Source organism: Candidatus Pelagibacter giovannonii, assembly GCF_012276695.1.
GTDB classification, from domain to species: domain Bacteria; phylum Pseudomonadota; class Alphaproteobacteria; order Pelagibacterales; family Pelagibacteraceae; genus Pelagibacter; species Pelagibacter giovannonii.
In genome coordinates this window covers 151,260-175,159 of record NZ_CP038852.1, presented here as the reverse complement: position 1 = coordinate 175,159, position 23,900 = coordinate 151,260, and the positions used below count along the sequence as shown (strand labels likewise).

Sequence of the window (23,900 nt, the reverse complement as noted above, 5' to 3'; positions counted from 1 at the left end):
ATTTGTTGTTTATTCTAGTTATCATTAAATTATCTATGTCTATTAAGAAGAAAAAATCATTTGCTTTAAAATTAAGAAATTATTTTTTTACAGGTGTAATTGTTTTGATTCCAATTGGGTTTACGCTTTATTTAAGTAAATTCTTAATTAATTTTTCAACAAAATTAGTACCATCAGGATTAAATCCTAATACATATCTTCCATATGCAATTCCAGGTATTGAAATAATTTTAACAATTATTTTTATTACAATTGTTGGTGGTCTTTCTTTAACTTTTATAGGTAAAAAATTTTTACAAATAATCGATGATTTATTTAAAAGAATGCCAATATTAAGAACTATTTACTCTGCGATTGGACAAATGACTGACTCTTTTAGAGAGCAAGAGGGTAATAAAAAAAGTGTTGTACTATTTGAGTATCCAAGAAAAGGATCGTGGGCTGTAGGTTTTGCCACCAAAGAAAATACAGGAGAAATTAAAGCTAAAACAAATATTAACTTAGTTAATGTTTTTGTTCCAACAACTCCCAATCCAACAAGTGGCTTTCTACTAATGATACCAAAAGAAGATTTGATTTATTTAGATATGACATTTGAAGAAGCATCAAAATTTATAGTTTCAGCAGGAACCTCTAAGCCTAAAAGCTAAACCATATCATTAATTATATCCGCTTGATCATATAATTTTAATAATGCTTTATATTTATTAATATTAATATTTTCTAATTCTATTTTTTTAATTTGTTTTTCTGCCATTAAAAATAAATCTTCATTTTGAATAGGGTCGGCTAATCTAAAGTTTTTAACACCACTTTGTTTAAACCCAAGTAAATCACCAAAGCCTCTTAGCTTCATATCTTCTTCTGAAATTTCAAAACCATCATTTGAGTTCTTTAAAATATTAATTCTTTTTTTAGCATTAACACTTAAATCAGACTTAAACATCAATATACAGCTCGCTTGTTTTGTGCCACGTCCAACTCTTCCTCTTAACTGGTGTAACTGTGATAATCCAAATTTATTAGCATTTTCTATTATTATTACATTGGCATTAGGAAAATCTATACCAACTTCTATAATTGTTGTTGAAACTAAAATTGAATATTTTTTGTTTAAAAATTTATTCAATATTTCTTCTTTTTCTTCATTGTCAATTTTTCCATGAAGTAATGCAACGTTATTTGGGAAAATTTCATTAAGGAATTTGTATTTAGTTACTGATGATTGGTGATCTAATTTTTTTGATTCTTCTATCAGTGGACATACCCAAAATATTTGGTTTCCTTCTTTAATTTCTCTTTTAACAAAATTAATAACGTCATCTATTTTACTTTCTAATTTACTATAAGTTTTAACTTCTTTTCTATTACTTGGTTTTTCCTTAATAATAGAAACATCCATGTCACCATAAACTGACATAGTTAAAGTTCTTGGAATTGGCGTTGCTGACATTAAAAGAACATCACAATTATCACCACCCTTATCTGATAAAAGCTTTCTTTGTCTAACTCCAAATTTATGCTGTTCATCAATTATAATATAACCGAGGTTTGCAAAAACTATTTTTTTTTGAAAAATTGCATGTGTACCAAATACCATTTGAATTTGATTGTTTTCTAATTCTTTTATAATTCTTTTTTTTTCACTGTTTTCACTTTTACTAGAAAGTAATTCAATTTTTATATTTTTAGGAAATAGTTTCTTTGCTAAACTATAATGTTGTCTAGCTAATATTTCAGTAGGGGCCATTAATGCAACTTGGAACCCTGAACTAATGACACTTAAAGAAGAAATTAATGCAACAATAGTTTTACCACTTCCAACGTCACCCTGTAAAAGTCTAAACATTTTACTTTTAGAATTTAGATCTTTATTAATGTCATTTAATGAAATTTTTTGATCATTAGTAAGAGTAAAATTTAATTTATTAACTATATTGTTATGGGCTTTTTCGGTAAAATTTTTAGATACCTTTTTAATTTTTTTAATTTTTTTTCGAATTTCTGAATTAACTAAAAATGATGCTAGTATTTCATCATAAGCAAGCCTTTTATAGAAATCAGATTTATAATTTTCAATATTATTTGGATCATGTAATTTTATTATTGATTCATTCCAACTTTGATTATTAAAATTTTTTAATATGTCTTTATCGTGCCACTCAGTTAAAATAGGTAAGTTTTTTAATATTTGATTAATGATTTTATTATAAGTTTTTTCTGTAATTCCTTCTGTTAAGGAATACTTATTATCAATATTTTCAATTAAAGAGCTGTCTTGTGAAATATACGTGGGATTTGTTATTTGATATCGCCCTTTATAATTACTTATCTTACCACTAATTGTCACCTCTTCATTTAGCGGCAAAATTTTCCTCACATATCCTTCGTGACTATTAAAAAATATGCAATCAATCTTTCCAGTTTCATCAATACAATTCACTCTATTTGGTAAGTTTCGAATTCTTGGAAATTGATATTTTAGTGGAACAATTCTGATAGTTTGAATAACACCTATTTGGAGGTCACAAATTTTACTAATTAGGGTTCTGTCTGTATAAGACTTAGGCAATCTCCACAGTAAGTCAAAAATATTATTTACTTTTTTTTTCTTTAAAATGTCCATGGTTTTTTTACCCACTCCATTTAATTTAGTAAGATCTGCCAATAAATAATCATAATTATTCGTATTTATCATGTTAGATATAATATAATAATTTTTATGACTATTAATATAAAGGATTTAAAAAATAAAATAATTTATAGAGCCAACTATAGAGGCACTAAAGAAATGGATAAACTACTAGGTTCATTTACTAAAAAATATATTGATCAATTTAATGAACAAGAATTAAAGCTTTTATGTGATTTGTTGGATTATGATGATGAAAATCTTTATAAATTTAATCAAGGTCAAAATTTAACATTGCAAATTGAGCTAAATAAAGTTTCGGAGATTTTTAAAAATTATAAATATGTCAGTGAATAGTGGCGGAGAGACTGAGATTCGAACTCAGGAAAGAGTTGCCCCTTTGCCGGTTTTCAAGACCGGTGCATTCAACCGCTCTGCCATCTCTCCGTTAGCAACGTTTTATTATTATAAATTTTTAATTCAACAATAAAATTGATAAATTAAACAGATAATCATTTAATAGGTATAATTTTATTACTATGGAAAAGCAAAAATTCAATAAAGGTATAGGATTAACTGCTTTAGGATCTTTTTGGTGGGGTGTTATTGGGGTTATTTACTTCAAATATATTTCTTTTGCTGGGTCTATAGAGGTAGTGATCCATCGTTGCGTATGGACATCTGTAGTTTTAATAATAACTACTTTTTATTTTTCTAAATGGGATGTTTTTTTTAAAATTATAAAAAATAAAAGGAGCATAATTTATTTATTTTTTTCGAGTTTACTAATTTTTATAAATTGGGCAACGTGGATTTATGCTGTAGGTACAGAAAAAATTATTGATGCAAGCTTTGGTTATTTTATTATGCCCATCTTAAGTATATTCTTAGGGTATATTTTTTATAGTGAAAAAATAAACAAAAGAAGAGGTCTTTCCATACTGCTAGTTTTGTTATCTATATTATTCCTCTTATTTAAAAGTTTTCACTCAATTCCTTGGGTTGGAATAATTGTCGCTCTGAGTTGGGGTTTTTACAACCTACTTAGAAAAAAAGTTAATGTAGATACTGATGTTGGCCTTTTAATAGAAAGTCTTTTCATATTACCGTTTGCTTTATTTGCATTTTTTTTACTTTTTAAAAACAATCTAAATATCTTTAGTTTAAATGATCCTTCGTTGATGTTTATATTAATGTTAGCGGGACCAATGACTGTCATACCATTATTTTTATATGTAAGGGGTGTTGAACTATGTGGTCTTGGACCTACTGGAATGATTTTTTATATAACCCCAACATTTCAGTTTTTATTAGGCTTTTTTTATTATGATGAGGCTTTTTCCTTTGATAAATCATTAAGTTTCATTTTAATATGGATTGCTGTAATTATTTATTTAAAAGATTTATATGAAAATAATTAAATATTTTATAATTATATTTTTCACAATTATTCACGGAACTCTAAATGCCAATGAAAAAGAATTTAAAGAGTGGTTAGTAAATTTCAAATTTTATGCTTTAGAAAAAAAAATTTCAGAAAAAACATTCGATCTAGCAATGTCTGATGTTGTGTTTATACCTAAGGTAATAAAATATGACCGTTTTCAACCTGAATTCTATGAGGATACTAAAACTTATATATCAAAGAGAACTTCTAATCAAAAAGTAAGATCTGGCATAAAACTTTATGAATTAAATAAAGATTTCATAAATTCGATAGATAAGAATTTTTCTGTTGAGAAAGAGTTACTTTTAGCTTTAATGGGAATAGAAACTAATTTTGGAACTTATGTAGGAAAAATGGATATATTATCGTCACTTGCAACTTTAAGTTATGACCAACGAAGATCTGATTTTTTTACAAAAGAGTTAATCACAATTCTTCAGTTAATAGATGCTGGAAAAATAGACCACGATATTCTGTATGGTTCATGGGCAGGAGCCTTTGGTTTTTTTCAATTTATGCCATCTACCATTGACAACTATGCAATAGACTATGATAAAAATAACATTATTGAACTTAAATCAACTAAAGATTCTTTTGCTTCTGCAGCTAACTATATAAATAAAATAGGTTGGAAAAAAAACCAACCTTGTTTTATAAAAGTGAAACTAAAAGAAAATATACCAAACAATATATTAAATACATCTGCAAAAAAACTTCATCATAAAAATAAATTTGGATTATTAAAGAAATATTTAATTAATGAAGATAGTTTTAGCTCTATTAACAAAAATTTGATTGCATCAATAATAACACCAGACAAAGATATTATAGCTGATGCTCAAAATTTAGATCCAGCCTACATAGTTTTTGAAAATTATGAAAAAATACTACAATGGAATAGATCATTAAGATTTGGTCTAGCAGTATGTTCCTTAAAGAAAAAATTTGAAAATGCTTTATAAAAAACTATTAATTCTATGCTGCTTCATTTTATTAAATAACTGTTCAGCAACTACCTTAACCAAAAATAAAAATTATAATTCATTGGATAATCCATTTATAAATAATGGATTTAGCCTTATCTATAATGATAGATTATATAATGATAAGATTATTTCAAAAAAAATTGATGAACGAAGCTTAATTATTTTTCAAAAGAATTTAAAAAAAAATACAATTGTTAAAATTACCAATATTTTAAACAATAAATCAATTGTAGGCACTGTTGGTAGTAATGCTGATTATCCTTTATTTAATAATTCTGTATTATCATTGAGAATAGCAGATCTAATAGATTTAAATGAAGATGAACCTTATGTAGAAATTTTAGAGGTCCTAGAAGACGCAATGTTTGTAGCGAAAAGAGCAAAAACATTTGAAGAAGAAAAAAAAGTTGCCAACAAGGCTCCAGTTAACAATATTGATATTAGTGATCTTAATACTAAACAGGCAAATACTAAAAGTGAGTTAAGTAAAAAATTTTCTTATGAAATAAAGATAGCTGATTTTTATTTTAATGATACGGCATCATTGCTAGTAGATAGAATCGTTAAAGAAACCATCATTAGGGATGCTAAAATCAAAAAGATTAATGAAAAAAAATATAGAGTATATGTAGGTCCTTTTAACAACATTAACTCTCTAAAAAAAACATTTAATGATATAAGCATACTTGAGTTTGAAAATATCGAAATTATAAAAAATGATTAAATTAAAAATTATAACAATTTTATTAACATTATTATTTATTGTTAATTCTAATGCAGCTTTTGATGTAAAGGCTAGAACAGTTATATTGCAAGATTATCTTTCAGGTGAAATATTATTTGAAAAAGATGCTGATAAATCAATTTATCCTGCGTCAATGACAAAAATAATGACTGCTATTATTGCGTTCGATTTAATAAGAAGTGGTGATTTAAATTTAGATGAAAAGTTTTTAGTTTCAGAGAATGCTTGGAGACTTTCGTCAGCGGGTTATTCTTCAATGTTTATAATGGTTGGCGATGAAGTTAGTGTAGAAAGTTTACTTAAAGGAATAATTATCGCATCTGGTAATGATGCATGTGTTGCATTAGCTGAAGGTATAGCTGGTACAGAGGATGAATTTGCAGTGATGATGACGGCTAAAGCAAAAGAATTAGGAATGGATAATACTAATTTTGCTAATTCATCAGGGATTAATAATACCGAAAACGTATCAACGGTAAGAGATATTATGCTTATGTCCAGATATCTTATTAAAGAATTTCCTGAAGAATATAAGTATTTTGCAGAAAAAGAATTTACTTGGGATAGAACAGGGGGTGACCCCATTACTCAAGGTAATAGAAATCCACTATTATATAAAAGACTTGGAGCAGATGGAATCAAAACTGGTTATTTAGCTGTTGAAAAATATTCATTAGCTTCATCTTTAGAAAGAAATGGAAGACGACTAATAGCAGTAGGCAGTGGCTTCAATACTAAAAATGATAGATCTCGCGAAAGTGCTAAACTTTTAACCTGGGGCTTAACTAATTTTGACTTAGTTGAAATCACAAAAGCAAACACACCAATTGAAGATATAGATGTTTGGTTAGGTAAAAAAGATACTGTTAAAACTTATATAAAAGATGATATCTATAAAACCATTCCAAAAGCAAAAAAAAGACTATTGAAATTATCATTAAATTATAATGGTCCAATTCAAGCTCCTATTAAAAAAGATGATATCTTGGGAAAATTAAAGTTAACCTTTGATGGTGAACTTATTGAAGAATATGATTTGCTTGCTTATGAAGATGTTAAAAAATTAAATGTTTTTTCAAGGTTAATGAAATCAATTAATTTTTTAATTTGGGGCGATGTCTAAAAAACCAATAATAGTATTTGAAGGTATAGAGGGTACTGGTAAATCCTATCACATAAAAAAAATTGCAAATTACTTAACTCGTAAAAAAATTAAATTTATTAAAATTAGAGAACCTGGTGGTAGTACAAATTCAGAAAAAATAAGAAATCTTATTCTAGATAACAAGTCTACATTTAATAAAGAAACTGATTTACTACTTTATCTTTCTGCACGAAGTGAAAATATGGAAATTATAAAACAAAATGCTGGTAAAAAAATTATACTGATAGATAGATTTTCAGACTCAACAATTGCTTACCAGCATTATGGAATGGGTGTAAACCTAAAATTTATACAAAATATCAACAATCATCTTTTAAGAAATATTAAAATTGACTTTACATTTTTGAATACTGTTAATTTATCAAATATGAAAAAAAGACTTAGACTAAGAAAAAAGCTTAACAGATACGATAAATTTGACATTAAGTTTTATGAAAAGGTACAAAATGGTTTTATAAAAATATTAAAAAAAAATCCCAAAAAATATATTAAAATAAATTCAAATCTAGATATAGATCTTAATGAAAGTATAATATTAAATAAAATTAACGATTTAATTTAGATTTATGAATTTAAAACCATCAGAAAACATTAAGATTTATGGCATGGAGAACTTCTTTAACGAGTTAGTTGGACTATATAAACAGCAAAAAATACCTAATAAAATTTTACTATCTGGGAAAAAAGGATTGGGAAAATCGACATTAGCCTATCATTTAATCAACTATATTTTATCCGAAAATGAGGAATACAAGTATAATTTAGAAAATTTTAGTATCAATAAAGATAATAAATCATATAGACTTCTACAAAATAACTCACATCCTAATTTCTATTTAATAGATCTATTGACTGAAAAAAAAAGCATTGATTTAGGTCAAATACGTAAAATGATTAATTATACAAATAAATCAACATTTAATAATATGGCAAGATTTATTTTAATAGATAATGTTGAAAATCTAAATAAGAATTCTGTTAACGCACTACTTAAGATTATTGAAGAACCAAATGAAAATGTTTTTTTTATCTTAATAAACAATAGTGAAAAAAATATACTACCAACTCTTAAATCACGATGTTTAACATTTAAGATTAGTTTAACATTTAATGAGTCTTTAAATATCTCAAACTCAATACTTGAAAAAAATGTACTTGAATTTGTTAATTATGACTTACTAAGTTTTTATAATTCTCCTGGTGAAATCATTAGTTTGTTTAATTTTGCTGAAGAAAAATCTATTAATTTAAAAGATCATACTATTTCAAGTTTTATAAACTTAATAATAGAAAATAATTATTATAAGAAAAATAAATCTATTAAAATTTTATTAATAAACTTAATTGAGTTATTCTTTTTAAAAAAATACATGATAACAAATACAAAGATTTCATTCATTAATTTTTATCATAAATTTATAAAAAAAATTTATGATACAGAAAAATTTAATTTAGATGAGGAAAGTTTATTTTTAGAATTTAAATCAAAGTTATTATAAATGGATAAAAATTACTACATCACAACTCCAATTTACTACCCATCAGCGAAACCTCATATGGGTCATGCATATTCTAGCATTGCTGCAGATTTTTTTGCTAGATTTAAACGTATAGATGGTTTTAATGTGCATTTTTTAACAGGTACTGATGAGCATGGTTTAAAAATACAAAGAGCAGCAGAGAAAAGAAATGTTGCTCCTCAGGCATTTTGTAATGAAATTAGTCAAACATTTAGGGATCTTTCAAAAACATTAAATTTATCTAATACTGATTTCATTAGAACTACAGAAGAGAGGCATAAAAAAACAGTTCAGTATTTATGGAGCGAGCTTGAAAAAAATGATGATATCTATTTATCGAAATATTCGGGCTGGTATTCTGTTTCTGACGAAGCTTTCTACAGTGATGAAGAAATTACTGAAAAAGAAAACATTAAGATAGCAACTGCATCTGGTTCACCAGTTGAATGGATAGAAGAAGAATCTTATTTTTTTAGACTGTCTAAATGGCAAGATGAATTACTAAATTATTATGAAAAAAATCCTGACTTTATTTCACCAAAATCTAGAAAAAATGAAGTAATTAGCTTTGTAAAAAGTGGATTAAAAGACCTATCTATAAGTCGTAAAGCATTCTCCTGGGGTATCAAGGTACCTAACAGTCCAGATCATGTAATTTATGTTTGGCTCGATGCTCTAACTAACTATATAAGCGCTTTAAACTATCCTGATACAAATGATGCGCTTTTTAAAAAATTTTGGCCCGCATCTGTTCATTTAATAGGTAAGGATATCTTAAGATTTCATTCTGTGTATTGGCCTGCATTTTTAATGGCTGCAAAAATACCTTTACCTAAGAAAATTTATGGTCATGGTTGGATTTTGTCTGGTGATGAAAAGATGTCCAAATCAAAAGGAAATATTCTTGATCCACTAGATATTATTGAAATTTATGGTCTTGATCCGTTAAGATATTATTTAATTAAAGAAGTTTCATTTGGTAATGATGGTAACATTTCACAAGATAGATTAGAGGATTGTATCAATAGTGATTTAGCTAATAATTATGGAAATTTGTGTCAAAGAGTTACTGCATTTGCTGAAAAAAATTGCTCCTCATCTGTACCGGCTAATAAAAAATTTAATGATGAAGATTTAATAATGCTAAATAAATTTACTGATAATTTAAATACAATACGTGCAGAAATTGATAATCAAAATATTAATTTTTATATTAATTTTATCGTTAGTGCTTTATTTGAAGCAAATAAGTATTTTAATGACCAAGAACCTTGGAAAAAAAAAGATGATAAAGACAGATTAAATACAATTGTCTACACATCTTTAGAAATGATTAGAAAAATTTCATTCATGCTTTATCCAATAATCCCAAGTTCAATAGAAAAAGTCTTAAAGATTTTTAATTTAGATTTAAATGCAATTAATTTTGAGTCTATTGCAAAACATGACTATCTTGTATCTGGACAGCCTATTAACAAAATAAATATTTTATTTAAAAAAATTGAAAAGAAAGATGATTGATTCTCATTGTCATTTAGACCACGAACCTTTACTTGATAATTTAAGTGATGTTATAAAAAGATCTAAAGAAGTTGGTATCTCAAAACTATTAACAATATGCACTACAGTAAAAAGTTTTGATAGGATTAAAAATATTATTAAACTAGATCCAATGATTTATGGAACGTTTGGTATTCACCCTCATGAAACTGGAGAAAGTTTTTTAATTGATAAAAATTATATAATTAATCAAATAAATCAAAATAAAAGAATTATTGGTATAGGTGAAACTGGCTTAGATTTTTTTTACAATCATAGTAACAAAGAAAGGCAAATTGACAGCTTTAAAGCCCATATAGAGGCTTCTATAGAGCTTAATATGCCTATTATCATACATTCTAGAAATGCTGAGGATGAAACATATGAAATCCTAAAATCTTATAAATCAAAAAAATTAAAAATTTTAATGCATTGTTTTACTGGTTCATTAAATTTTGCAAATCAATTAATTGAATTAGATGCTTTTTTTTCCGCTAGTGGAATAATTACATTTAAAAATAGCTTAGACCTTCAGGAAACTTTTAAAAATATTCCCTTGGATAAACTGCTTGTTGAAACAGATAGCCCATTTTTAGCTCCTATACCGATGAGAGGAAAAAAAAATGAACCAAGCTTTATCAAGTATACTCTAGAAAAATTATCTATGTTAAAAGAAAAGACTAATCAGGAAATGTCTGATTTAACTACTAAAAATTTTAATAAACTTTTCAACCTATAATGTCTGTCAAATTTGTCATTTTGGGTAGTGGTAGTTCAATGGGCGTACCTAGAGCTGATGGATATTCTGGTGATTGTGATTTAAAAAATAAAAAAAATTTTAGAACAAGATGTTCTGCTTTAATCAAATTTAATGATCAAAATATCCTAATAGACACATCACCAGATTTAAGGTCGCAACTTTTAAAAAATAAAATTAGAACTATTAGCAAGGTTTTTTATACACATCTTCACGCAGATCAAACACATGGCATTAATGATCTACGTCCTTTTTTCTTAATAAATAAAAAGCAAATCTCAGTTTATGCAGACTCAAATACAAAAAGATATTTACTTTCTACTTTTAAATATTGTTTTAAACCTTCTTTTGGTTATCCATCAACTTTAGATATTAATACCCTAAAAAAACAACATCAAATTACGAATAAAAATAAAAAGATTTTGATAGAATCTATACCAGTTCAACATGGTAATATTAAAAGCATATGCTATCTGATTGATAACAAATTAGCTTATGCAAGTGATATTAGTTTATTCTATAAAAAAGATTACAAAAAATTAAAAAATTTAAAATACTTGATTATTGATTGTCTATGGTACCGTAATCATCCAGCGCATTTCAATTTAGATCAAGTTTTGGAATTAGTTAAAAACATAACTCCCAGAAAAACTATTTTAACAAACATGCATAGTGACTTGGATTATGCTAAACTTAAAAAAAGATTGCCTAAAAATATTATTCCTGGTTTTGATGGTATGACTGTTAATTTAAAGAATTAAATCTATTTGTTTTGTTATTTTATCTGACATCGGTGTAATAAAAGAATTGAACGTATCCTGTATTTTTCCATTTTTATTAATTAATATTTTATGGAAATTCCACTTAGGAACTGTAGATTTACCATAATTTTTTTTTGCCCATTTATATAGTTCATGGGCATCATCACCTTTAACATTAGTTTTGTCAGTAATTGGAAATGTAATATTAAAATTAGTTTCACAAAAATTTTTTATTTCTGAATTAGATCCTGGTTCTTGTCCACCAAATTGGTTTGAGGGAACACCAATTACATAAAAACCTCTGTCTTTATACTTTTCATAAAGTTCTTGAAGACCTGAATATTGTTTGGTGAATCCACAATTACTAGCAACATTTACTAAAAGTATAGTTTTTCCTTTGTATTGATTTAAATCAATAGTTTCACTGTTAATATCTTTTATAGTGTGATCAAAAAATCTCTTTTCGTATTTGGCATCAACTTTTTCAAAAAATGTGAACATAAACATAAATATTAAGATTATTAAATTATTTTTATAGAGCATGAATTACTTTTTTGATGCATATAATAATATAAAATATCCAAATATTGTTGAGAGTAAAGAACCTGCAAGAACACCAATTTTTACACCATCGATATATTGAATATTTTCAGCAAAAGCTAAGTTTCCGACGAATAAACTCATTGTAAAACCAACACCTGTTAATATTGAAACTCCATATAGGCTTAGCCAGTTAGATTTATCTGGCATTTGAGCAACACCAAATTTAACAGCAATAAAAGAAATAATCATAACTCCAACTTGTTTACCCACAAACAGCCCTAAAAGAATTCCTAAAGGAACAGGCTCTAATAAAGATGATAAAGATAAACCCTCTAAAGACACACCTGCATTAGCAAAGGCAAATATTGGCATTATTATAAAAGCAACATAAGGACTTATTGCGTGTTCAAGCCTAATTAATAATGAGAAATCTTTGTCTTTAATTCTATGTGGTATAGTAGAGGCTAAAAGAACACCTGCTATTGTAGCGTGGATTCCAGACTTATATGTAAAGAACCACATAAATGCACCAATTATAAAATAAGGAATAAACTTTTTCACACCAAATTTATTTAAAATAAGTAGCAGAATATATGAGATTAAGATTAAACTTAAATAACTTATACTTAAGTCGCCAGAATAGAAAAAAGCTATAATCAATATCGCACCAAGGTCATCAATAATAGCGAGAGCTGTTAAGAAAATTTTTAAAGAAATTGGAACTCTTGAACCAAGCAAAGATAAAATACCCAAAGAAAAAGCTATGTCTGTAGCAGATGGGATTGCCCAACCATTTAATGTTTCTGTATTACCAAAATTTATAAAAATATAGACTAGAGCAGGGACAACCATTCCTCCAATAGCTCCAATAATTGGTAGCAAAGCTTTTTTTAAATTAGAAAGTTCACCTTGAATAAATTCTCGTTTAATTTCTAGTGTTACAAAAAAAAAGAAGATTGCCATTAATAAATCATTGATCCAGTGATGCACAGAAAGTTTTAAACCGAATTCATTAATACCAACAAACAAGTATTGGTTTAATGTATCAAAATATAAATTACTAAAACTAGAATTGCTTATTACAAGTGCAATAATAGCAGCAATTAACAATACAAGACCACTTGCCGCTTCTAATTGAAAAAACCATTTAAAAGGCTTTGAAAGATTTTTGATCATAATTTTATGTTAAATCTCTAATAAATAGTGAGATATCTTTAATACTTTCATACAAATTATAAAGTATAAAATCGACATTTGGGACAATTTTTCCAATAGGATATTTAAACGTATCTACAATAATTATGAAAGCTACGAATGTAATGATTATTACTACAAAAATATTTAAAATTTTAAAGTTTTTCTGTTTTTTTGGCTTAGTTTTTAATCTCGTACTTTCATTAGTATTAATTTCAATTTTTTTCTTAGTCTCTTCTTCTAATTCTACTTTAGTATCATTTATAGGTGCTTCTGATAGAATTTTTTCTTCGTTGATCAACGAATTATTTTGTTCAAAAATATTAATATTATCAATATCTTCAACAATTGGGTTAATCTTGTCTTCAAGAACTTCTTTTTTAAAAAACCATTTATGATCACAGTTAGCACACTGCAACAAACGACCCTTGTCTGGAATTAAATTTGAGTCTAAATCAAATTTTTTAATACAATTATTACAAACAATGATCATAATTGATGTATATATGATTCTTGTAAAAAAGCCTTATTTTTGATGTTCTTTATTCTTTGAAATTATCAATATCTAATGTATTAGTACCTCAATCGGGGCGTAGCGCAGCCTGGTAGCGCATCTGGTTTGGGACCAGAGGGTCGCAGGTTCAAATCCTGCCGCCCCGACCATTTTATGAAAAAAGCAAAAATTTATATACCAACAAAAACCTCCATGCAGTCTGGTTTAGGTAAATCAGACAAATGGTTAATTGAATTTGAAACTGAAGATACTGGTATTAATCCTTTGATGGGTTGGGAGACAAACTCTAACACGCTATCAGAATTAAATTTGGAATTTTCTTCTAAAGAATTAGCTATAGAATATGCAAAAAAAAATAAAATTGATTTTGAAATAATTGAACCTCAAAAAAGAAAAATTGTTAAGAAATCATATGCAGATAATTTCTTAAAATAATGTTTAAATTTTTTACTAAAAAAAAATGGCAGTTATGGTCTTGGTTAGGTTCATTTATAATTTTATTATCATTGTGGGTTCAAGTAAAAATTGATGTAAAAATCAATGAATGGTTTGGTGTCTTCTATGATATGATTCAAAAAGCACTAGCTAAACCCAACTCTATTACAATTGAAGAATACTGGGCAAATTTAGCGTCATTTATTACACTGGCTGGTATGTATATAGCTCTTTACGTTATAATTAGTTTTTTTACAGCACACTACTTGTTTAGATGGAGAGCTGCGATGGTAGAATGGTATCATTCTGTTTATGATAGAGCTCGTAAAATAGAAGGAGCCTCACAAAGAGTTCAAGAAGACACAATTAAGTTTACCCGTATTATGGAATCTCTAGGTACAAGTTTTATTGAATCAGTTATGGTGTTAATACAATTTACTCCAATTTTATTAGGGTTATCAGTTGGTATACCAATCTTCTTTTTTGGTGATTGGCAATATGGATTGATAACTGGTGCATTACTTTGGACTATAGGTGGTACAATATTCTTGATTGGATTAGGTTGGATATTACGTTTAGTTGGAGTGGAATATGATCTACAAAAAAAAGAGGCTGCATACAGAAAGATATTAGTTGTAGCTGAAGACGATGGTAATATTAGACCTAAAACAATAAATGAATTATTTGATGACGTTCGTTCAATTCACTTTTTAAGCTACATAAGATATTTATATTTTAATATTGGTCGTATGGCTTACTTACAAGCAAATGTATTGTCAGCATATGTTTTCTTAGCTCCGGCTATTGTAGCAGGTGTTGTTACATTAGGTGTTATGCAGCAAATTATAAGAGCTTTTGGAAGAGTTGAAGGTTCTTTGCAATACCTATTGAAAGCTTGGCCTACTATTATAGAATTGGCAAGTGTTTATAAAAGACTAAGAGAATTTGAGAACGTAATAAATTCGACTGAAATAGTTATTCAAAAAGATTAATGTCTATTGATAAAAAATATGTTGATCAAATTATAAAAGTTTCTGAAAAAGCAGCACTAGCATCATCATATTTGGTTGGAAAAAAGGACAAGATTGCAGCTGATCAAGCAGCTGTTGACTCAATGAGATATGAGTTAAATAAAATAGATATGAATGGTGAAGTTGTTATTGGTGAAGGTTCGCTTGATGAAGCACCTATGCTTTATACAGGTGAAAAACTTGGTAATAAAAAAGGACCATATTTTGATATTGCTGTTGACCCTTTAGAAGGAACAAATTTTGCAGCAAATGATTTACCTGGTGCTATATCAGTTATCGCAATTGCTGAAAAAGGAAATCTTTTTAATGCCCCAGAAACATATATGGATAAAATTGCAACCGGACCAATTGAAAAAGGTTTGGTTGATCTAGATTTTTCTTTAAAAAAAAATGTTTCAAACTTAGCTAATTTTCTTAACAAAGAGATCTCATCTCTCACAGCATGTGTCATGGATAGGCCAAGACATAAAAAAATAATTGATGAATTGGAGCAACTAAATATTAATATTAAATTGATTACTGATGGGGATGTTCTTGGTGCATTATATGTGACAAATCCAAAGTATAATGTCGATATTTTTTTAGGTGTAGGAGGTGGCCCAGAAGGAGTGTTAGCAGCATCAGCTCTTGATGCATTTGATTGCCATTTTCAAGGAAGATTTATATTTGATAATGATAAAGATATTAAAGATGCAAATAAAATGGGAATAACTGATTTGAATAAAAAATATGAGTTAAATGAAATTATAAAAGGAGATTCAATTTTTTGTTCAACAGGGATTACTTCAAGTGAGATGTTAAATGGAGTGGTAATAAATAATGATAAATATATTACTGAAACATTAGTTACACATAAAAGTTTAAGATTTAAAGAAACGATTAAAAGATCAAATCTTATTAAAGAATGATTTCTGTTTCAGGTAAGAAGTGGGAACAAAAATATATTAATCAAAACTTAGTTGATAAATTAAAACAAGATTATAATTTTAGTGACATTTTATCTAGACTAGTTATTTCAAGAAAATTTGATGTTGATGAAATTGCAACAATCGATACGAATTTAGATTTAAATAACGTTTTTTTAAAAAGTGAGGATTTCAATCAATCTATTAAACTTGTTGTTAATTGCATCAATAACAATGAAAAAATATGTATTTTAGGTGATTATGATGTGGATGGGTCTGCTGCTACATCATTATTTGTTAAATTTCTAGAAAGCATAAATCACTCATTTTTTTATTATATCCCTGATAGGGAAAAAGATGGTTATGGAGCAACTAAAAAACTCTTTCAAAAACTAATCTTGGAAGAACCTAAATTGATTATAATGGTTGATTGCGGTTCTACCTCAAATGAAGCAATAGATTTTTTAAATGAAAATGAAATAAAATCTTTAATAATTGATCATCACGAAATTAATGAGCCATTTCCAAAAGCAAACTCAATTATAAACCCAAAAAAAGACAATGGTTATAAAGAATACGATTATTTATGTGCCACCTCACTTTCCTATTTCTTTTTAGATTTACTAATTAAGGAAATAAAAAGTGAAATAAATATATCTGATTATTTGATATATGTTTTGTTAGCTACGGTATGTGATGTGATGCCTTTAAGAAAGCTTAACAGATTAATTGCATTAAATGCGCTTAAAAGTTTCGATATAAAAAAAAATTTACCCCTGAATGCAATTTTTGAATTAAATGAAAAAAAAAATAAGATTAATATTAATGATTTGGGTTATTTAATTGGACCTATATTAAATGCTGGTGGAAGACTAGGTAAGTCTCAATATGCTACAGAATTATTATCTTCTAATAACGATCAAGTTATCAAAGAGAGGTCTACCTATTTAATTAAATTAAATAATAAAAGAAAAGAAATTGAAACCTTAGTACTAAATGAAATTGATTTTCACCAAATTGAAAAAGAAAATAAAGATGTAATTATTTATTATAACCCAAATATAAATGAAGGCTTGATTGGAATTATTGCAGCAAGATTAAAAGATTATTTCAATAAACCTTCCATTGTTATTACCGCGTCTAATGAATTATTAAAGGGATCAGCAAGATCAATTTATGATTATAATATTGGTCGTGTAATTAAAAATTTACTAGATAAAAATATAATCATAAATGGTGGTGGTCATAATATGGCTGCAGGATTTACGTTAAATAAAGGTAAACTAAAAACTTTTCAAGATTATATATTAGAAGATTTTTTAAAATCTAATACTGTAAATAATAATATATTTTCATATGAATCAGAACTTTCGTCATCAGTATTTGATCAAGATTTTTATAATGATATAAAAAAATTAGAACCCTTCGGTACAGGAAATTCAGTACCAATATTTATGTTAAGAAATTTAAGAATAATCAATCCAATTATATTAAATAACAAGCACATATCTCTGGTATTAAAATCAAAAACAGGTTTTTCAATTAAATCAATATCCTTCAATTCCATTAATACTAAGATTGGTGAATATTTAATGAGTTATAAAAACAACATTAGTGTAATAGGTCAAATCAATGAAAACATCTGGAATAATAAAAAAACTCTTCAATTAACAATTAGAGACATAATCCTATAAATTAATTAGGCTTGATAAATAATGACTTTTAAAATAAAAGATTTCAACATGGTCCCTTCGTCTATCGGTTAGGACAGCTGGTTTTCATCCTGCAAAGGGGGGTTCGATTCCCCCAGGGACCGCCAAAATAGATCTATTTATGGTTTACTATGTTTATTTAATAAAAACTGTAAAAGGCTTCTTAAATAAATCATACGTAGGTTATACAAATAATATCAATAAAAGATTGGACAGTCATAATAAAAATAAAGGTGCTAAATCAACAAAAGGTTATGAATGGGAACTCGTTTATAAAAAAAGGTTTTATTCAAAAAATAAAGCACTTTCATTTGAATATGAGCTTAAAAAAGATAGAAAAGAAAGAACTAAATTGTTAAATGAATTCGAAAAAAAAAATTAATATTGCTACAATTTTACCGTACAAAGAAAACTATTCTTTGGAAAAAGCTTCTGCTGCATCTCTTTGGGTTTCAGAATTTTTTAAAAATTCAAAATTTAAAAATAATATTTTTATTTATGGAAATACAAATTCTAAAAATTATTTAACAAAAAATTATATAAACATAAATTTAAAAAGTTTAAATTCAAAATTCCAAAGTACAACAACTGAGTATAGCTACAAGTTAGCCAAAGAAATTGATAAAAAAAAATTTGATTTAATTGAAATTCACAATAGACCCTTAATTTTATTTAATTTATTAAAACAAATTCAAAATAGATTTATTTTTTATTTTCACAATGATCCACTGTCCATGAATGGATCTAAAACAATTGAAGAGAGATTGTTTATCTTAAAGAATGTTGAAAAAATAATTTTTGTAAGTGAGTGGGTAAAAAATAGGTTTTTTTTAAACTTAGATCTTAAGCTTAGCGCCAAGACAGAAATTGTATATCCAAGTGTAAATAAACAAAAAACTACAAAAAAATGTAAATACATTACATTTGTTGGAAGGCTTAATCACTCAAAAGGTTATGATATTTTTCAAAAATCTATACAAAAAATTTTGGATGAATTTCCAAAATGGAAATCATTATCTGTTGGTGATGAGGACCGTAGATCTATTTATATAAATCACACTCAACATAAAGAATTAGGTTTTTTAAGTCATAAAAAAACGCTAGATATATTAAATCAATCTGAAATTGCCGTTGTACCATCAAGATGGGAGGAACCTTTTGGAAGAACTGCTTTAGAAGCATCATCTAGAGGGTGTGCTACTATTATTTCTAACAGAGGTGGTTTAATAGAAACTACAAACCAAGCTATTATTCTTAAAAAAATAGATGAAAAAAATCTCTATAAAGAGATCAAAAAATTAATTCTTAATAATAAAAAAAGAAAACTTATCCAGAGAAATAGCAGAAAAAATATTAAGCACCAAGTCTTAAATAATACTAAATTTATTGACCAAATACGTGAAAGTATTTTTCCAATTTATAATGTCAATTTTTTGAAAAATAAAATAAAAATTATAAATTTATACAATCAAGGTCAAAAACTTAATCATAGATTGTTTAATATCTCTTTAGGTAAAAAATTTACAAATGGTTTTATTAGAAATGGTAATGATGTTTTAGAAATTAGTGATCGAGATTTTATAAAAAATAATAAAACATATAATTTATTACAAAATAGTAGGGTCAATTTTCAAAATTATTTAATTGAAACATGTAAAAATTATAATCCAGACCTTTTATTCTTTGGTCACACTAAGAACATTAACCTCGATACTATTAAAGAGTTAAAACTCTTAAACAAAAATTTGATTATTTCGCAGTGGAATGAGGATCCCGTGATGCCAGATCTTAGTTATTCGAAACAAAATATTACTAATATTAACTTATATTCAGATTCTGTTGATCATAATTTCATAACAACAGATCCATCTGTTTTAAAACAAAAGATTAATTCTGATAATCTGCATTTTTTCTTTGTACCTGTAGATAAAAATATTGAACGGTTTGATGTTTTTAAGATGAATCCAAAAAAAGATCTTTTTTATGCAATGAGTCATGGCGTTAACAGAGCTATTCTTAAAGAAGGGACCGAGGATAATAGAGTTGAATTTTTAGATAAACTTGTGAAAAAAATATCAAAAATAAAGTATGACTTCTACGGCTTTGCCAATAAACAGCCAATATGGGGTGACGACTTTAATAGCGCTCTTATCAATTCAAAAATGGCTTTAAATTTAAGTCGTGGTAAACCAACAAAACACTATTCAAGTAATAGAATAGCTTCAGTTGTTGGTAACGGATTGCTAACTTTTGTTGACAAAAAAGTTCAAATGAGTGATTTTTTTAACAATAATGAAATGATTTTTTATGATAATATAGCCGATCTATCAGATAAAATTAAATTCTACTCAGTTAATGATAAACTGAGAAAAAAAATAGCCAATAACGGCAAGAAAAAATATTTTAAACTTTTTAACGAAATTAAAATTACTAAATATTTTATTGATATTTCTTTAGGAAATAAACCATCTTTATTCTAAATAATGACAAAATTTTTTAAAATTTGGTATCAAATTATTATTAAGAAAAATATTTAGTTATATTTTTATTTTATTCAAAGCATTATTCTTAAATAAATTTGCTTCTTTAATGTACCTTCTTACCATTTCTGTTGATTTGTGACCTGTCATAGCCATTATGTTTCTCTCTTCAGCACCAGACTCTGCTGTAGAGGTTGCAAATCCTGATCTTAAGCTATGTCCAGCGTATCTATGACTGTCTAAACCAGCGTAATTAGCATACTTTTTAATTACTAATGCTACGCTTTTATCTGAAATATCAAAAATTTTACCTTTTTTTAAATCACATATTTCAATCCAATTTTTCAATGCATTTACAGGACAAAATTTTTCATTATCAAAGTAGGGGATAGCCTTAGTCATACCTTCACCAGATTGATCAGTTTTTGACCTCTTTACGAAGATCTTAACTCCCTCTGATACAAACTCTAAGTCTTCATAGTCAATATCAACCAACTCTGATCTTCTAAAACCACCTGAAAATCCAATTAAAACTAAAGCCTCATCTCTAATTTTTCTTTTATCTTTTTCATTAGATTGATGTATTGCATCAATTAATATTTTTAAATCGTTGATTAATAATGGTTTTTTACCTTTTTGATTACTTCCATTTGTTCTTTTAATCCCCATTAAATTTTCCATAATTATGGGATGTTTTGTATCTAAATAATGACCTTTAGTTTTATGGAGTATACTTATTGAAGCTAAACGCCTTTTTAAAGTGCTGTATTTTGAGTAAGATGATAAGTGAGTTATATATAAAGCCAATATTTTTGGTTGTGTTGGCATTGCCTGAAATCCATTTTTTGAACAAAATAATGAAAAGTCGTTGTAGTCAGACTGATAAGCTCTAAGTGTATTTGCTGATTTAGAATTTCTTAAATTCTTAATAGTTTCTAATTCAAGGCTTTTTATATCTGTAATTAAATCATTCATATTTTCCGATAACCATTAATTATCGGAAATATATATTAGATGATTTTAGATGTCAATACATATAAATATTAAATAATGAGCTCTTATGTAAATATTAATCTTATAAGATTTGAATACAGAGGTTCTTGGTTTGCTGAATCACCAGGACAAATAAAAGAAAAAATGCCAGTCATGTGGGAAAATGAATATGATAGAAAAACTCATATTTTAGAAACATGGCTTTCAAAAGGTTTAGATGGAGATAAAAAGCTTGGAAAATACCAAAAATTTCAAGATTTTTTTAAAGATCGTATAAACACAGAAATACCAATAGTTATGGCTATGGCTAAGGATTTAAACAAGCATCCAGCTGAAGTTAAACAATATCAAGGTGTCTATAAAGTTTTGGTTTTAAGCTATAAACCAGAAATTAGAATTAGATTTTTATCTCAGATTTAAAATAAATGATTAATATCAATAATTTAAATAACGAAATTAAACCAAATGATTAGAAAACTAGAAGAAAAAGACAAGGAAATTTGGGCTAAATTATATAATGGTTATGCTGATTTCTACAAAGTAGAAATGAATACATTGGTTTTAGACACTATTTGGGGATGGATTCATGATGAAGACCACGATGTTAAAGGACTTTGCTTTGAATTAGAGGGTAAAATTGTTGGAATTGCCCATTATAGAACAATGCCGAGACCAATTAAGGGCCAATATATTGGTTTTTTAGACGATTTGTTCGTAGATCCAGAATTTAGAGGTCAAAAAATAGCTCAAAAACTCATTACTCATCTAAAATCATTATCTAAAGCCAATAATTGGAATGGAATTCGTTGGATCACCCACTCTTCCAATGAAAATGCTAAGAAATTATACGATAAAATAGCAAACAATACAGGTTTTGAACTATATGAACTTAAAGGGAACTAAGTTTCAGCTAAAAGTGTGGAATTACCTGAGGAAAATACCCAAAGGCAAAGTTAAGACCTACTTAGAAGTTTCTAAAGCCATTGGAAAACCTAAGGCTTTTAGAGCTGTTGCTAATGCAGTGGGTAAAAACCCCTATCCTCCTAAAATACCCTGTCATCGAGTGATCAGATCCGACGGAAGCCTCGGCGGATACTCTCGAAAAGGTGGAATTCAAGAAAAACGACGTTTATTGAGATTAGAAAAGGTCTTCATAAAATAGTACTTTTAACTCAAAAAAACATCAAAAACCCCTGGTATTAAATACTTTTTAGGTGTTTGGACATATTTTTGTCTAATTGCTGTAATGCATCCTTCAGTTGTACTGTAAATAGGCTTTCAGCTAAAATAGACCATCCTATGGACGTTTAAATAGCATATTCTCATACTGCATTGCTCCACTTGTCAACAATAGCAACGATTATAGAAGGAGTAAAAAAGACCATTTTACTCGCTTTTTCAGTCCCCTATTCTATTCCATAAATACTCTAATTTTAACAAAACTACCCTATTAAGTGAAATAAGTATTTAATATCAACGCTAAATCACCATTTTACCTGGCTACAAACTATATTTATTTTATTTTAGGCCAATTTTTAGTAACTATAATTTAATTATTTATTAAATATTTTCATATTTTAAATAAAATTATGTAAATTTATAATATTACATTTAAATCAATAATTACAGTAGTTTAAAAGATTATATTAATGTGTAATATTAAGTATTAGTAAACAAGTTATACCTAATTAATTGGATTTAATATAAGATTCTCTTCTAGAGATATAAATTCCACTCATAATAATAATGGACAAACCTAAGAATGTCCAATTATCAGGAAAGTCACTAAAGAAGTAATACCCAATAATTATATTAGTAATGATTTCAAAGTAGCTAAATGGAGCTAATTTAGAGGCATCAGCATATTTAAGTGATAATATAAGAAATAAGTGCCCAATGCAGGCAAATACGCCTATAGAGGCCATCATAGACCATTGAGAGACACTTGGATTAATCCAAACGAATGGCATTAATCCTGAAACAGCGACTAATCCAACTAATCCAGTTAGTAATAAGGTTAATAAAGGATTATCTGAAGTGCTCAATTTACGTGTAATTATTAAATAGAAGCCATACATTATACCTGTTCCTAATGCTGCTAGACTAGCCAAGTTGATCTCTACAAAACCTGGCCTTATAACCACTAGAGAGCCTATAAACCCTATAATAACAGCAGTCCACCTCCTTATACCCACCTTCTCACCCAATAATATGGGAGAAAATGCAGTAACAATTAAGGGTGCCACAAAGGCGAGTGTTAAGGCTTTAGCTAAAGAGATAACAGATATTGCATAGAAGAAACAAATATTTGCACAAAGCAGTATTAAACCTCTTAATATTTGTAATTTAGGCTTATCTGTCCAAACGAGCTGCTTATTATAGAAGAAGAACATTATTGGAAGTGTGAATGCGACCGTAAAAAAGTACCTTGCCCAAGTGATCTGTAAAACGGGCATATCAGCACTTAAATACTTGGCAAAACCATCCATGATTGGAAGCATTACCCAGGCTAAAAGGTTAAATATGATGGCTTTCATAAGC

Annotated in this window: 26 protein-coding genes and 3 tRNA genes; 22 read left to right on the top strand and 7 right to left on the bottom strand. The window is 27.2% G+C overall.

Going from position 1 to position 23,900, the window contains the following annotated elements; genetic code table 11:
* The first annotated feature begins 35 nt into the window (after nucleotides 1-35).
* Nucleotides 36-650, top strand: a complete 615-nt coding sequence (locus E5R92_RS01065; RefSeq protein ID WP_168606275.1) for a DUF502 domain-containing protein — start codon at nucleotides 36-38, stop codon at nucleotides 648-650.
* Here the strand turns inward: E5R92_RS01065 and E5R92_RS01060 are convergent.
* On the bottom strand, nucleotides 647-2,698 hold the full coding sequence (locus tag E5R92_RS01060) for an ATP-dependent DNA helicase RecG (RefSeq protein ID WP_168606274.1): 2,052 nt from the start codon (nucleotides 2,696-2,698) through the stop codon (nucleotides 647-649). The genes E5R92_RS01065 and E5R92_RS01060 overlap by 4 nt on opposite strands.
* Before the next feature lie 24 nt (nucleotides 2,699-2,722).
* On the opposite strand from E5R92_RS01060, the gene E5R92_RS01055 reads away from it, so the two are divergent.
* The gene (locus E5R92_RS01055) at nucleotides 2,723-2,989 is read left to right on the top strand and encodes a succinate dehydrogenase assembly factor 2 (RefSeq protein WP_168606273.1); all 267 of its coding nucleotides are present in this window, start codon (nucleotides 2,723-2,725) and stop codon (nucleotides 2,987-2,989) included.
* Here E5R92_RS01055 and E5R92_RS01050 read toward each other — a convergent pair.
* Nucleotides 2,990-3,079 (bottom strand) — tRNA-Ser (locus E5R92_RS01050).
* Nucleotides 3,080-3,171: 92 nt separating this feature from the next.
* Between E5R92_RS01050 and rarD the strand changes: the two genes are divergently transcribed.
* Genes rarD through E5R92_RS01005 form a run of 9 tightly spaced genes read left to right on the top strand, consistent with a single transcriptional unit; the run spans nucleotide 3,172 to nucleotide 11,552 of the window.
* Nucleotides 3,172-4,053, top strand: coding sequence for an EamA family transporter RarD (gene rarD / locus E5R92_RS01045; protein WP_168606272.1), 882 nt, complete (start codon nucleotides 3,172-3,174; stop codon nucleotides 4,051-4,053).
* Complete coding sequence (locus tag E5R92_RS01040; RefSeq protein ID WP_168606271.1) at nucleotides 4,040-5,041, top strand: lytic murein transglycosylase; 1,002 nt, start codon at nucleotides 4,040-4,042, stop codon at nucleotides 5,039-5,041. Before rarD ends, E5R92_RS01040 begins: the two co-directional genes overlap by 14 nt.
* Nucleotides 5,031-5,789 carry a hypothetical protein gene (locus E5R92_RS01035; RefSeq protein WP_168606270.1) on the top strand — a complete coding sequence of 253 codons (759 nt, stop codon included), beginning with the start codon at nucleotides 5,031-5,033 and terminating at the stop codon, nucleotides 5,787-5,789. Before E5R92_RS01040 ends, E5R92_RS01035 begins: the two co-directional genes overlap by 11 nt.
* Nucleotides 5,782-6,933: a D-alanyl-D-alanine carboxypeptidase family protein gene (locus tag E5R92_RS01030; protein ID WP_168606269.1), complete on the top strand. Its 1,152-nt coding sequence runs from the start codon at nucleotides 5,782-5,784 to the stop codon at nucleotides 6,931-6,933. Before E5R92_RS01035 ends, E5R92_RS01030 begins: the two co-directional genes overlap by 8 nt.
* Nucleotides 6,926-7,537 (top strand): dTMP kinase, encoded by a 612-nt coding sequence (tmk, locus tag E5R92_RS01025; RefSeq protein ID WP_168606268.1) that lies wholly within the window; start codon nucleotides 6,926-6,928, stop codon nucleotides 7,535-7,537. The genes E5R92_RS01030 and tmk overlap by 8 nt, the downstream gene beginning before the upstream one ends.
* 4 nt (nucleotides 7,538-7,541) lie before the next feature.
* Entirely contained in the window at nucleotides 7,542-8,474 is a 933-nt protein-coding gene (locus tag E5R92_RS01020) for an AAA family ATPase (protein WP_168606267.1), read from the top strand.
* Nucleotides 8,475-10,016 carry a methionine--tRNA ligase gene (metG, locus tag E5R92_RS01015; RefSeq protein WP_168606266.1) on the top strand — a complete coding sequence of 514 codons (1,542 nt, stop codon included), beginning with the start codon at nucleotides 8,475-8,477 and terminating at the stop codon, nucleotides 10,014-10,016.
* A complete protein-coding gene (locus tag E5R92_RS01010; protein ID WP_168606265.1) occupies nucleotides 10,009-10,773 on the top strand; it encodes a TatD family hydrolase in 765 nt (254 codons plus the stop codon). The genes metG and E5R92_RS01010 overlap by 8 nt, the downstream gene beginning before the upstream one ends.
* Nucleotides 10,773-11,552 (top strand): MBL fold metallo-hydrolase, encoded by a 780-nt coding sequence (locus E5R92_RS01005; RefSeq protein ID WP_168606264.1) that lies wholly within the window; start codon nucleotides 10,773-10,775, stop codon nucleotides 11,550-11,552. Before E5R92_RS01010 ends, E5R92_RS01005 begins: the two co-directional genes overlap by 1 nt.
* Here E5R92_RS01005 and E5R92_RS01000 read toward each other — a convergent pair.
* From E5R92_RS01000 to E5R92_RS00990, 3 genes are read right to left on the bottom strand one after another with little or no spacing between them, the layout of a single operon-like run.
* Nucleotides 11,541-12,053: a glutathione peroxidase gene (locus E5R92_RS01000; protein WP_229704545.1), complete on the bottom strand. Its 513-nt coding sequence runs from the start codon at nucleotides 12,051-12,053 to the stop codon at nucleotides 11,541-11,543. The two genes, E5R92_RS01005 and E5R92_RS01000, sit on opposite strands and share 12 nt — an antisense overlap.
* Before the next feature lie 45 nt (nucleotides 12,054-12,098).
* On the bottom strand, nucleotides 12,099-13,271 hold the full coding sequence (nhaA, locus tag E5R92_RS00995; protein WP_168606262.1) for a Na+/H+ antiporter NhaA: 1,173 nt from the start codon (nucleotides 13,269-13,271) through the stop codon (nucleotides 12,099-12,101).
* Between the two features lie 4 nt (nucleotides 13,272-13,275).
* A complete protein-coding gene (locus E5R92_RS00990; protein WP_168606261.1) occupies nucleotides 13,276-13,782 on the bottom strand; it encodes a zinc-ribbon domain-containing protein in 507 nt (168 codons plus the stop codon).
* A 93-nt stretch (nucleotides 13,783-13,875) separates the two neighbouring features.
* Here E5R92_RS00990 and E5R92_RS00985 point away from each other — a divergent pair.
* From E5R92_RS00985 to E5R92_RS00950, 8 genes are all read left to right on the top strand, one after another.
* Nucleotides 13,876-13,952 (top strand) — tRNA-Pro (locus E5R92_RS00985).
* Nucleotides 13,953-13,956: 4 nt separating this feature from the next.
* Nucleotides 13,957-14,238 (top strand): ETC complex I subunit, encoded by a 282-nt coding sequence (locus E5R92_RS00980; RefSeq protein WP_168606260.1) that lies wholly within the window; start codon nucleotides 13,957-13,959, stop codon nucleotides 14,236-14,238.
* Nucleotides 14,238-15,230: a putative transporter gene (locus E5R92_RS00975; RefSeq protein WP_168606259.1), complete on the top strand. Its 993-nt coding sequence runs from the start codon at nucleotides 14,238-14,240 to the stop codon at nucleotides 15,228-15,230. The genes E5R92_RS00980 and E5R92_RS00975 overlap by 1 nt, the downstream gene beginning before the upstream one ends.
* Nucleotides 15,230-16,177, top strand: coding sequence for a class II fructose-bisphosphatase (glpX, locus tag E5R92_RS00970; protein ID WP_168606258.1), 948 nt, complete (start codon nucleotides 15,230-15,232; stop codon nucleotides 16,175-16,177). Before E5R92_RS00975 ends, glpX begins: the two co-directional genes overlap by 1 nt.
* Nucleotides 16,174-17,868: a single-stranded-DNA-specific exonuclease RecJ gene (gene recJ, locus E5R92_RS00965; RefSeq protein WP_168606257.1), complete on the top strand. Its 1,695-nt coding sequence runs from the start codon at nucleotides 16,174-16,176 to the stop codon at nucleotides 17,866-17,868. Before glpX ends, recJ begins: the two co-directional genes overlap by 4 nt.
* Before the next feature lie 50 nt (nucleotides 17,869-17,918).
* Nucleotides 17,919-17,993 (top strand) — tRNA-Glu (locus E5R92_RS00960).
* A 14-nt stretch (nucleotides 17,994-18,007) separates the two neighbouring features.
* Nucleotides 18,008-18,268: a GIY-YIG nuclease family protein gene (locus E5R92_RS00955; protein ID WP_168606256.1), complete on the top strand. Its 261-nt coding sequence runs from the start codon at nucleotides 18,008-18,010 to the stop codon at nucleotides 18,266-18,268.
* The gene (locus E5R92_RS00950; RefSeq protein ID WP_168606255.1) at nucleotides 18,246-20,366 is read left to right on the top strand and encodes a glycosyltransferase; all 2,121 of its coding nucleotides are present in this window, start codon (nucleotides 18,246-18,248) and stop codon (nucleotides 20,364-20,366) included. Before E5R92_RS00955 ends, E5R92_RS00950 begins: the two co-directional genes overlap by 23 nt.
* Nucleotides 20,367-20,423: 57 nt before the next feature.
* Here E5R92_RS00950 and E5R92_RS00945 read toward each other — a convergent pair whose 3' ends face one another.
* Nucleotides 20,424-21,341 (bottom strand): site-specific integrase, encoded by a 918-nt coding sequence (locus E5R92_RS00945; RefSeq protein ID WP_168606254.1) that lies wholly within the window; start codon nucleotides 21,339-21,341, stop codon nucleotides 20,424-20,426.
* A gap of 75 nt (nucleotides 21,342-21,416) precedes the next feature.
* On the opposite strand from E5R92_RS00945, the gene E5R92_RS00940 reads away from it, so the two are divergent.
* From E5R92_RS00940 to E5R92_RS00930, 3 genes are read left to right on the top strand one after another with little or no spacing between them, the layout of a single operon-like run.
* Complete coding sequence (locus tag E5R92_RS00940; RefSeq protein ID WP_168606253.1) at nucleotides 21,417-21,779, top strand: hypothetical protein; 363 nt, start codon at nucleotides 21,417-21,419, stop codon at nucleotides 21,777-21,779.
* 45 nt (nucleotides 21,780-21,824) lie between these two features.
* Nucleotides 21,825-22,262 carry a GNAT family N-acetyltransferase gene (locus E5R92_RS00935; RefSeq protein WP_168606252.1) on the top strand — a complete coding sequence of 146 codons (438 nt, stop codon included), beginning with the start codon at nucleotides 21,825-21,827 and terminating at the stop codon, nucleotides 22,260-22,262.
* Complete coding sequence (locus E5R92_RS00930) at nucleotides 22,243-22,521, top strand: methylated-DNA--[protein]-cysteine S-methyltransferase (protein WP_174823067.1); 279 nt, start codon at nucleotides 22,243-22,245, stop codon at nucleotides 22,519-22,521. Before E5R92_RS00935 ends, E5R92_RS00930 begins: the two co-directional genes overlap by 20 nt.
* Nucleotides 22,522-23,047: 526 nt before the next feature.
* Here the strand turns inward: E5R92_RS00930 and E5R92_RS00925 are convergent.
* Nucleotides 23,048-23,896 (bottom strand): DMT family transporter, encoded by an 849-nt coding sequence (locus tag E5R92_RS00925; protein ID WP_168606250.1) that lies wholly within the window; start codon nucleotides 23,894-23,896, stop codon nucleotides 23,048-23,050.
* Nucleotides 23,897-23,900 lie beyond the last annotated feature (4 nt).